Origin of the sequence: Pseudomonas reactans (genome assembly GCF_013387025.1) — a bacterium.
Taxonomy (GTDB): Bacteria; Pseudomonadota; Gammaproteobacteria; order Pseudomonadales; family Pseudomonadaceae; genus Aquipseudomonas; species Aquipseudomonas reactans.
In genome coordinates this window covers 62,171-72,196 of record NZ_JACAQP010000022.1, presented here as the reverse complement: position 1 = coordinate 72,196, position 10,026 = coordinate 62,171, and the positions used below count along the sequence as shown (strand labels likewise).

The 10,026-nt window shown below is 62.3% G+C and carries 9 protein-coding genes; 6 read left to right on the top strand and 3 right to left on the bottom strand.

Translation table 11 applies throughout. The annotated features are described in order from the left end of the window. Positions 1-147: 147 nt before the first annotated feature. The gene (locus tag HX793_RS21510; protein ID WP_177053934.1) at positions 148-636 is read left to right on the top strand and encodes a DUF1289 domain-containing protein; all 489 of its coding nucleotides are present in this window, start codon (positions 148-150) and stop codon (positions 634-636) included. 1 nt (position 637) lies between these two features. Here HX793_RS21510 and mdeB read toward each other — a convergent pair whose 3' ends face one another. Next, positions 638-3,304 carry an alpha-ketoglutarate dehydrogenase gene (gene mdeB, locus HX793_RS21505; protein ID WP_177096209.1) on the bottom strand — a complete coding sequence of 889 codons (2,667 nt, stop codon included), beginning with the start codon at positions 3,302-3,304 and terminating at the stop codon, positions 638-640. Positions 3,305-3,495: 191 nt separating this feature from the next. Here mdeB and HX793_RS21500 point away from each other — a divergent pair, with 191 nt between their 5' ends. The 3 genes from HX793_RS21500 (at position 3,496) to HX793_RS21490 (ending at position 6,227) form a co-directional block, all read left to right on the top strand. Continuing rightward, on the top strand, positions 3,496-4,410 hold the full coding sequence (locus HX793_RS21500; RefSeq protein ID WP_177096241.1) for a class I SAM-dependent methyltransferase: 915 nt from the start codon (positions 3,496-3,498) through the stop codon (positions 4,408-4,410). 149 nt (positions 4,411-4,559) lie between these two features. Then, positions 4,560-5,276: a phosphatidylcholine synthase gene (gene pcsA / locus HX793_RS21495; protein WP_177053936.1), complete on the top strand. Its 717-nt coding sequence runs from the start codon at positions 4,560-4,562 to the stop codon at positions 5,274-5,276. A gap of 171 nt (positions 5,277-5,447) precedes the next feature. Then, positions 5,448-6,227, top strand: coding sequence for a TSUP family transporter (locus HX793_RS21490; protein WP_016980317.1), 780 nt, complete (start codon positions 5,448-5,450; stop codon positions 6,225-6,227). On the opposite strand, the gene nudC is transcribed toward HX793_RS21490, so the two are convergent. Both nudC and HX793_RS21480 read right to left on the bottom strand, forming a co-directional pair. Further along, positions 6,195-7,028, bottom strand: a complete 834-nt coding sequence (gene nudC, locus HX793_RS21485) for an NAD(+) diphosphatase (protein ID WP_177053937.1) — start codon at positions 7,026-7,028, stop codon at positions 6,195-6,197. The two genes, HX793_RS21490 and nudC, sit on opposite strands and share 33 nt — an antisense overlap. Positions 7,029-7,033: 5 nt before the next feature. Then, positions 7,034-7,846: a crotonase/enoyl-CoA hydratase family protein gene (locus tag HX793_RS21480; protein ID WP_016980319.1), complete on the bottom strand. Its 813-nt coding sequence runs from the start codon at positions 7,844-7,846 to the stop codon at positions 7,034-7,036. A 192-nt stretch (positions 7,847-8,038) separates the two neighbouring features. Here HX793_RS21480 and HX793_RS21475 point away from each other — a divergent pair, with 192 nt between their 5' ends. Next, positions 8,039-9,286 carry a chloride channel protein gene (locus tag HX793_RS21475; protein WP_177053938.1) on the top strand — a complete coding sequence of 416 codons (1,248 nt, stop codon included), beginning with the start codon at positions 8,039-8,041 and terminating at the stop codon, positions 9,284-9,286. Between the two features lie 98 nt (positions 9,287-9,384). Beyond that, positions 9,385-9,939, top strand: a complete 555-nt coding sequence (locus HX793_RS21470) for a UPF0149 family protein (RefSeq protein WP_177096211.1) — start codon at positions 9,385-9,387, stop codon at positions 9,937-9,939. Positions 9,940-10,026: the final 87 nt, after the last annotated feature.

The following is a 10,026-nucleotide window of genomic DNA, read 5'->3' as shown; positions in this document are numbered from 1 at the left end:
CCCGTGTGATCGAGTACCAGACCGGCGGCGCGCTGAGCTGGGACTAACGTGTAGGAGCCGGCTTGCCGGCGATGGCGATCATGCGGGCGCCATCGCCGGCAAGCCGGCTCCTACAGGTTTGGTGTTGATACCCGTTAAATAGTTTTTATGCCCAATCAAACCATCAAGACCCCCTGCGTCGGCCTGTGCTCCACCGTTTACGGGGATCTGGTCTGCCGGGGCTGCAAGCGTTATCACCACGAAGTAATCCAGTGGAACGGCTATAACGCCGACGAGAAACAGGCGGTGTGGCTGCGCCTGGAGCAATTGCTGGTGCAGGTTATGACCAGCAAGTTGGAGGTGTTTGATGCGCACCTGCTGCGCCAGCAGCTTGAGTCGCGCAAGATCCGCTTCATGCCGCACCAGTCGGCGTACTGTTGGGCGTATCAGCTGATTGCCCGGGGTGCGCGGGTGATTTCCAAGCTGGACGCGTATGGGCTGGCGTTGCTGCCGGAGTTTCGCGAGCGCAGCCTGGCGGATCTGCGGGATGCGATTGACCGAGAGTTTTTCCTGCTGTCCGAGGCGCATTACGAGCGGTATATCGCCCCGGGGTTTATCAGGGAGGCGTTTGGGCCTCCACTGATAGCCAGTTTCTGACTCAGCAATTCCAGGAGGCTGCGCGTTCGGCCTGCAGGTCATAACGCTCAATCGCCTCCTGGCATACCCGCGCCTCCAGATGCCCCTGCTTCACCAACGCCGTCAGCGCCGCCAGCACAATGTGATGGCGGTCCACCTCAAAGAAATCTCGCAACGCCGCCCGCGTATCACTGCGCCCAAAGCCGTCCGTCCCCAGCACGGTGTAGCTGGAATCCAGGTAAGCGCCAATCATCTGCGGCACTGCCCGCACATAGTCGGACACCGCGATCACCGGCGCGCCGTTGGGCAAACACGCTTTCACATGGCTGACCCGCGCAACGGCCTGCGGATGCAAGCGGTTCCAGCGTTCAACCTCCCGCGCATCTCGCGCCAGTTCGCTGAAACTGGTGACGCTGAACACTTCGCTCTCCACCTGCCAATCGTCCGCCAGCAACTGTGCCGCCGCTTGCGCCTCGCGTACCAACGTGCCGGACCCGAGCAGGCGCACCTTGGCATTGGTCGTGCCTTGCAGGCGGTACATACCCTTGATGATCGCCGCTTCAACGCCTTCCGGCAGGCTCGGCTGCGGGTAGTTTTCGTTCATCAGGGTCACGTAGTAGAACTCGTCCACGTCGTGTTCCAGCATCTGGCGCATGCCGTGGTCGAGGATCACCGCGAATTCCCCGGCGAACGCCGGGTCATAGGCGCGGCAGTTGGGCACGGTGGCCGCAGTGAGGTGGCTGCTGCCATCCTGATGCTGCAAGCCTTCGCCACCCAGGGTGGTGCGTCCGGCGGTGGCGCCAAGCAGGAAGCCACGGGCACGTTGGTCGGCGGCAGCCCAGATCAGGTCACCAACGCGCTGGAAGCCGAACATCGAGTAATAGATGTAGAACGGCAACATGCGCAGGCCATGCACCGAATAACTGGTGGCCGCCGCGACCCAGGAACTGATAGCGCTGGCTTCGCTGATGCCCTCCTCCAGGATCTGCCCGTCGGTGGCTTCGCGGTAGCTGAGGATCGAGCCGATGTCTTCCGGCTCGTAGCGCTGGCCGACACTGGAATAAATGCCGATCTGCTTGAACAGGTTGGCCATGCCGAACGTGCGCGCTTCATCTGCCACGATAGGCACGATGCGCGGCCCCAGCGCCTTGTCCTTGAGCAGGTTGGTCAACATGCGCACGAAGGCCATGGTGGTGGACATTTCCTTGCCGTCGGCCGCCGTGGCGAAGGCGGCATAACCCGATACGGCCGGCACGCTGACCGGGGCGGCGACCTGGCTGCGACTGGGCACGTAGCCGCCCAACGCCGAGCGACGCTGGTGCAGATAGCGCAACTCCAGGCTGTCCTCGGCCGGTTTGAAAAAGCTCAGGGATTCGGTCTGTTCATCGGTCAGCGGCAATTGGAAGCGATTGCGGAAGGCGATCAACGCATCGCGGTCCAATTTCTTCTGCTGGTGGGTGGTCATCTTGCCCTGCCCGGCCTCGCCCATGCCAAAGCCCTTCTTGGTCTGGGCCAGGATCACCGTGGGTTTGCCTTTGACTGCGCGCGCGGCGTGGTAGGCCGCATGGATCTTGACCATGTCGTGGCCGCCACGCTTGAGGCGGTCGATCTGCTCATCGCTCATGCCCTCGACCAGCCGGGCCAGGGACTCACTCTGGCCGAAGAAGTGCTCGCGGTTGTAGGCCCCGTCCTTCGCGGCGAAAGTCTGGAATTGACCGTCGACGGTGTTGGACAAAGTGTTGACCAGCGAACCATCGGCGTCCTTGGCCAACAACGCATCCCAGTCCGATCCCCACACCAGCTTGATCACGTTCCAGCCGGCGCCGGCAAACAAGGCCTCCAGTTCATCGATGATGCGCCCGTTGCCACGCACCGGGCCGTCGAGGCGTTGCAGGTTGCAGTTGACCACCCAGGTCAGGTTGTCCAGGCCTTCGCGGGCGGCCAGGGTCAGAGCCGACATGCTTTCCGGTTCGTCCATTTCGCCGTCGCCGAAGACGCCCCACACGTGGCGGTCGGTGGTGTCCTGCAAATTGCGGTGCTGCAAGTAGCGCATGAAGCGCGCCTGGAAAATCGAACTGATCGGGCCGATGCCCATGGAACCGGTGGGGAACTGCCAGAAGTCCGGCATCAGCCACGGGTGCGGGTAGCTGGACAGGCCGCGTGCGCCCTGCTTGGGCCCACCTATTTCCTGGCGATAGTGGGCCAGGTCGTTTTCGCTCAAACGGCCTTCAAGAAAGGCTCGTGCATAGATGCCTGGCGCGGAATGCGGCTGATAGAACACCAAGTCGCCGCCGAAGCCCTCGTTCCGTGCGCGGAAAAAGTGGTTGAAGCCGACTTCGAACAAGTCCGCCGCACTGGCGTAACTGGCGATATGACCGCCCAACTCGCCGTAGGCCTGGTTGGCGCGCACCACCATGGCCAAGGCGTTCCAGCGCACCAGCGAGGCCAGACGCTCTTCGGTAGCCAGGTCGCCGGGGAATGCTGGTTGCTGCGCCACGCTGATGCTATTGATGTAGGGCGTGCCGTGGCGCGGTTTCCAGTCGATGTGCGGAGCGCTGGCATCTTGCGCCAGCAGGTCGAGGATCTGCCGCGCCCGCGCGGGGCCGGCATGGCTGACCAGGGACGCCAGGGCGTCGCGCCACTCATCCAACTCTTGCTGATCCATCACCGCATTCGTGAAACCGTTCATGGGCACCTCCGGGCTTTTTTTCCAGTTTATGTCGGTGCGGGAGGATTTTTTGCCTGTTATCAGGCGCGCGCCGTTGAATTTTGAGCATGAATCACTGCCAATCGTGTTTTTTCCAGCACGTTATGCTCAAGCAGGACGATAGCCCGCAATTGTGTTTAAAATGCCGCCCGCTCAACGACCGACGTTTAATGATGACCCCAGACGCACTCGCCACCCTGCACACCCACCTGCTCGCCGCCCTGGCGACGCCACCGGCTGAAACCCGCCGCCTGTTCCACGGCCGTGGCCGTTGCTGGCCGGGCCTGGAGCAACTGACGGTGGACTGGTTGCAAGGCGTGCTGCTGGTGGCGCTGTTCAAGGAGCCGGACGCTGCGCAGCTGGAAGCCTTGAAGCACTTGCTGCAAACCGAGTTCGGCACCTACACCATCGCCCTGCAACACCGTTACCTGCCGCAAAGCACCACCGAATGGCTGTCGGGCAACCCGGTCGACGAATTGACCATTACTGAAGGCGGCCTGCGCTACCTGATCGACCTGGGTAAAAAACAGAATAGCGGGCTGTTCCTCGACATGCGCTACGGCCGCAACTGGGTGCGTGAGCAGGCCAAGGGCCAGCGGGTGCTCAACCTGTTTGCCTATACCTGCGGGTTTTCCGTGGCCGCCATCGAAGGCGGCGCCGAACACGTGGTAAACCTGGACATGGCCCGTGGCGCCCTGAGCCGGGGTCGCGACAACCATCGCCTGAATGGTCATGACCTGAGCAACGTCAGCTTCCTGGGCCACGACCTGTTCAAGTCCTGGGCCAAGGTTACTAACAACGGCCCCTACGACTTAGTGATCATTGATCCGCCGTCATTCCAGAAAGGCAGCTTCCTGCTGACCAAGGACTACCAGCGCGTACTGCGCCGCCTGCCGGATCTGCTCACGCCACAGGGCACCGTACTGGCGTGCATGAACGACCCGGCCTTCGGCGAAGACTTCCTGATCGACGGCGTCACCCGCGAGGCACCGGGCCTGCGTTTTGTCGAGCGGCTGCAAAACCCGCCGGAATTTCCGGATATCGACCCACAAAGTGGCTTGAAGGCGCTGGTGTTCCGCCAGGGCTGATGCCGAAACGGCTGACGCTTGCTACGCTAAGTGATACACCGGGGTGGTGAACCTTCTTACCCCCTTCCCGGTCGATACCTGCATTCCCCGGCCAGACTCGACGGCGTCACGCCGTCGGCTGCCCCGTTTCACCTTTTGGAGAACCGCCCGTGATATCGACCCTGCATGTAGCCAGACTCAAAGCCTGGGGCGCCCACGGCTTTACCGCCACCGGTGTGGTATTGGCCTTCCTGGCCACCCTGGCGCTGCTGGAAAACTCACCCAAGGCCTGCCTGCTGTGGCTGGGCCTTGCGTTAGTGGTGGACGGGGTTGATGGCTCACTGGCGCGACGGGTGAATGTGAGCACGGTACTGCCGAGCTTCGACGGCTCGGTACTCGACCTGGTGATCGATTACCTCACCTATGTGTTTATCCCCGCACTGTTTATCTATCGCTACATCGACCTGCCGGACTTTACCCATCTCTTCACGGTGTCGGTGATCCTGGTGTCATCGCTGTTCTGCTTCTGCAACGTCAATATGAAGAGCAAGGACAACTACTTCGTCGGCTTCCCCGCCGCGTGGAATGTGGTGGCCTTGTGCGTCTACATCATCCAGCCGGAAGCCTGGGTGACCTTGCTGACGGTGATCGGCCTGGCCCTGCTGACCGTGACGCCGATGAAATTCCTGCACCCGTTCCGGGTGAAGCGATTTATGCCGATCAACATCGCGGTGACCACGATCTGGCTGCTGTGCAGCTTCCTGATGGTGATGGATTACCCGAACACCAACCCGTGGACGTTTGGGTTATGGTCGGTGATGTCGGCGTATTTCCTCGGGATTTGTATCTGGCGGACGGCGTTGGAGTGGCTGGGCAGCCACAAATAACGGACTCGACGCAATCAAACTGTAGGAGCCGGCTTGCCGGCGATGGCGATTTCAAAGACGCCATCGCCGGCAAGCCGGCTCCTACATTTGGATCTGCGTGCAGCAGGCGAGTAAGATAGCGGCCTTTCGCCCAGCCTCTTCGCTGCGCACCCTGCCAGAAAAGCCCTGCCCATGCCCTTCGAACTCAGCGTAGACCTCACCACCCTGGCAATCCTGGCCGTTGTCGCCTTTATCGCCGGTTTCATCGACGCCATCGCCGGTGGCGGCGGCCTGCTCACTACCCCCGCCCTGCTCACCGCCGGCATGCCGCCGCACCTGGTACTGGGCACCAACAAGCTCAGTTCTACCTTCGGCTCGGCCACTGCCAGCTTTACCTTCTACCGGCGCAAATTGTTCCATCCGCGCCAGTGGGTGCATGCCATCGTCGGCACGCTGATCGGTGCGCTGACCGGCGCCGTGGTCGCCCACTACCTGCCCGCTGAAACCCTGAACAAGATGCTTCCGGTGATCGTGTTCGCCTGCGGCGTGTACCTGTTGTTCGGCGGCACGCCCAAGGCGCCAGTGGACGCCGATGCACCGATCAAGAAGAAATGGCAATCCACCCAAGGCTTCGGCCTGGGCTTCTACGATGGTGTGGCCGGCCCTGGTACGGGAGCGTTCTGGACCGTGAGCACAATGCTGTTGCACCCCATCGACCTGGTGAAAGCCAGCGGCGTGGCGCGCAGCATGAACTTCGTCAGCAACGCGGGGGCGCTGACGGTGTTCATCATCAATGGTTCGGTGGACTGGATCGTCGGCCTGGCCATGGGCGTGTCGGTGATGTGTGGTGCATTCTTTGGCGCACGCAGCGCGATCAGCGGCGGCGCCAAATTCATTCGCCCGGTGTTCATCACCGTGGTCCTTGGCCTGACCGTGCGCCTAGCCTGGCAGCACTGGTTCAGCGTGGCCTAGTCGGCGGGCCAGATACAGGTCGATCAGGTAACGCGCAATCGAACGTGACGCCGGCAACGGCGGCAAGTCGTGGATATTGAACCACTGCGCGTCTTCGATCTCGTCGGCCTGAGGCACGATATCACCACCAGCGTACTCGGCATGGAAGCCGAGCATCATCGAATGCGGGAACGGCCAGCACTGGCTGCCCATGTACTGGATGTTCTTGACCTCCACCTGCACTTCCTCGCGCACCTCGCGGATCAGGCAGTCTTCGGCCGACTCGCCCGGCTCGGCAAACCCCGCCAACGTGCTGTACACCCCCGTGACAAAGCGTGGCGAACGCGCCAGCAGGATCTCGTCGCCACGGGTCACCAGCACGATCATGCTCGGCGAGATACGCGGGTAGCTGCGCAGGTCGCACGCCTGGCAGAACATCGCGCGTTCGCGTGGCACCTGGACCATGGCCTGGCCGCAACTCCCACAAAACCGGTGTTCACGCGCCCAGGTGCCGATCTGTGCTGCATACCCCAGCACTTTGTACAGCGTGTGGTCGCCTTGCAGCATGAAGCCGCGCAGCCCCTGCCAGCTGCAACCCGGCACTTCAGTAGAAGCATTGAGTTCCAGCAGGTACACCGGCTCGCCGTCGAGGTGGCCGATGCCGTGTTCGGCGAACACCGACAGGTCCTGGCGCTTGAGCCATTCCCGGGGGAACAACGGGCCGTTGGTGTCATGCAAAAAGCCGTCGCGGCTGCGGGCAACGGCCCAGCCACCGGGGGTGTCGTTGTCCAGCAGCGTTGTGGTAATCCAGCCTGGGGTCATGTCAGTCAATCCACGAATTCGGGTTTCTGCTTACTCATATGGGCCGCGATGGCCACGCGCAGGTCGTTGGATTGCAACATAGCCGAGTTCCAAGTGGCAACGTATTCCAGGCCGTCATTGACTGTATGGTCACGCATGTAGCTGATCATGGCCTTGGTGCCGGTGACCGCAATCGGCGACTTGGCGGCGATTTCATGGGCAATCTCCATCACCCCGGCCAACAGGCTGTCCTGATCGGGATAGACGCGATTGACCAGGCCGATGCTGCGCGCCTCTTCAGCGCCGAACTGGCGGCCGGTGTAGGCCAGTTCACGCAGCATGCCATCGCCGATGATGCGCGGCAGGCGCTGCAGGGTGCCGACGTCGGCGGCCATGCCAATGTCGATTTCCTTGATGGAGAATTGCGCGCCTTCGGCGGCGTAGCGCATATCGCAGGCGCTGATCAGGTCGATGGCACCGCCGATGCAGTAACCCTGGATCGCCGCCAACACCGGCTTGCGGCAGTTGTCGACCGCATTGAACGAGGCTTGCAGCTCCAGGATCTTGCGGCGCAGCAAGCGCGCATTGCGGCCCACATCCTTGCCGAATTCATTGGCCACCGAGGCCAGCATCATCAGGTCGATACCGGAGGAGAAATGCTTGCCGGCACCGCTGAGCACCACGGCGCGCACGGCGTCGGTGTCTTCGACCCACTGGAAAATGTCGATGATTTCGGTCCAGAACGCCGCGTTCATCGCGTTGATCTTTTCCGGGCGGTTGATCTGCACATGGGCAACGTTGCCGGTGAGTTCGACGACGAAAGCTTGGTATTCGGACATGGCAGTGATCCCTGACTGGCGAGTGATAAGGCCCGAACTATAACAAGGGAACGTGACGGCACATCGGCCAAAAACGGGACGGGCAAAGGTAATGGAATGTTGTGGCCGCGCGGTTCATGCAGCGCCGATACATTTCATCCAGGGCGGTCGATTTATCGGCTATACAATCAGGGCCATTGCCTGGAGCCGCCTATGCCGACCCCGTTTCGCTCATCCTTGATCCTCGCCCTGGTGGTCGTGTTCACCGGCATCGGCGCGGGGTTGGGCGGGATGTTGCTGGCGTTGCTGCTGCATGGCATTCAGCACCTGGCCTACGGTTATAGCCTGGACAGCCTGGTCAGCCATGAAACGTTCCTGTTGGGCGTGACGGCGGCGGCGCCCGAGCGGCGCTTGCTGGTGCTGGTTGTGTGCGGCCTGGTCGCAGGAGTGGGCTGGTGGGTGATTTATCGCTATGGCAGGCCGCTGGTGAGCATCAAACAAGCGGTGTCGGAAAAGATGCCGATCATGCCGCCCAAGACCACCCTCGCCCACGCCGTGCTGCAGATCATCACCGTGGCCCTGGGTTCGCCCCTGGGGCGTGAAGTGGCGCCACGGGAAGTCGGCGCGTTGGTCGCCACCTGGTTATCCCAGCAGGCGCGACTCGACCCGCAGATGCATCGCCTGATCGTCGCCTGTGGCGCCGGCGCGGGCCTGGCGGCGGTGTACAACGTGCCTTTGGGTGGTGCGGTGTTTGTGCTGGAAGTGCTGGTGGGCGCATTCAGTTGGCCGGCGGCGGTGATTGCACTGGCGACCTCGGCGATTGCGGCCTCGGTGGCGTGGATCGGGCTGGGTGCGGAATCGCAATATGCAGTTCCGCACTTCGTATTGAACCCTGCCCTGATCGCCTGGGCGGTGGTCTGCGGCCCGGTCTTCGGCGTGGCGGCGTACGCTTTCACGCGGCTCACCGGCAAGGCGCGGGCGAATGCGGCCAGGGGCTGGCGCCTGCCAGTGCTGTCATTGATCAACTTCACGATCATCGGCGGCCTGGCGATGGTATTGCCGCAAATCCTCGGCAATGGCAAAGGCCCGGCGCAGCTGGGTTTCGACAATGAACTGACCATAGGCCTGGCCGCGTTGTTGCTGGTGGTCAAAGTCCTGATCACTACCAGCAGCTTGCGCGCCGGCGCCGAAGGCGGCTTGCTCACCCCCGGCCTGGCCAATGGCGCCTTACTGGCCATCCTCCTCGGCGGCGCCTGGAGCCTGGTTTGGCCCGGCGTGCCCTTGGGCGCATTCGCAATCATCGGCGCCGCCGCCTTCCTGGCCGCCAGCATGAGCATGCCATTGACCGCGATTGTGCTGGTGGCGGAATTCACCCGCATCGACCATGACTTCCTGGTGCCGATCATCCTGGCAGTAGTCGGCTCGATGTGCGTCAGCAAGCTGTGCAACCGACGCGGGTGAAAACGCTGCAAAAGGCTGGATAAAACCCCGCACACACGCCATCCTTCGCGCTTTAAGCCGCTCCATTCGCGGCGCTCGACGTTTAAAGGATATGCCCCATGCACGCCCAACCCCTCACTGCCGCCGAATTCGAATTCATCGAAAACACCCTGCTCAAGTACGGTGACGACCACTCGGTGCTGAACCTGGCCGAACTCGACGGCTACTTCACCGCGCTGGTCTCCAGCCCGGCCCAGGTAGACGTGGCTGAGTGGTTCCCCGCAATCTGGGGCGGCCAGAACCCGGAATGGGACAACATGGACGAAGCGCAAAGCTTCCTCGAACTGTGCGTGCGCCACCTCAACACCCTGGCCGCACAACTGGCGACCGACGCCGCCGGTTTCAAAGCCCGCTTCGACGAAACCGAACACCAAGGCCACCCCGTGACCCTCGCCGAGGAATGGTGCTTTGGCTACATCCGCGGCGCCGCCATCGGCAACTGGCCGGAACTGCCGGCAGAACAGGCTGCACTGCTGGAAAAAATCTCCTGGTGCGCCGAACAAGACAACTTCGAACTCCCGGCCGACCTGGATGTGCAGGCACACCAGCAACGCGTCAGCGAAATCGAACCGGCAGCGCGGGAGCTGCATGATTACTGGTTGGCGAAGCGATAACAGCCTGCAGGGACCGAGGCGCCTGCATCGCCGGCAAGAACTAGGCGTCCCCCCGGCTCCTACAAGACCGCGTATCCACGATGCGAA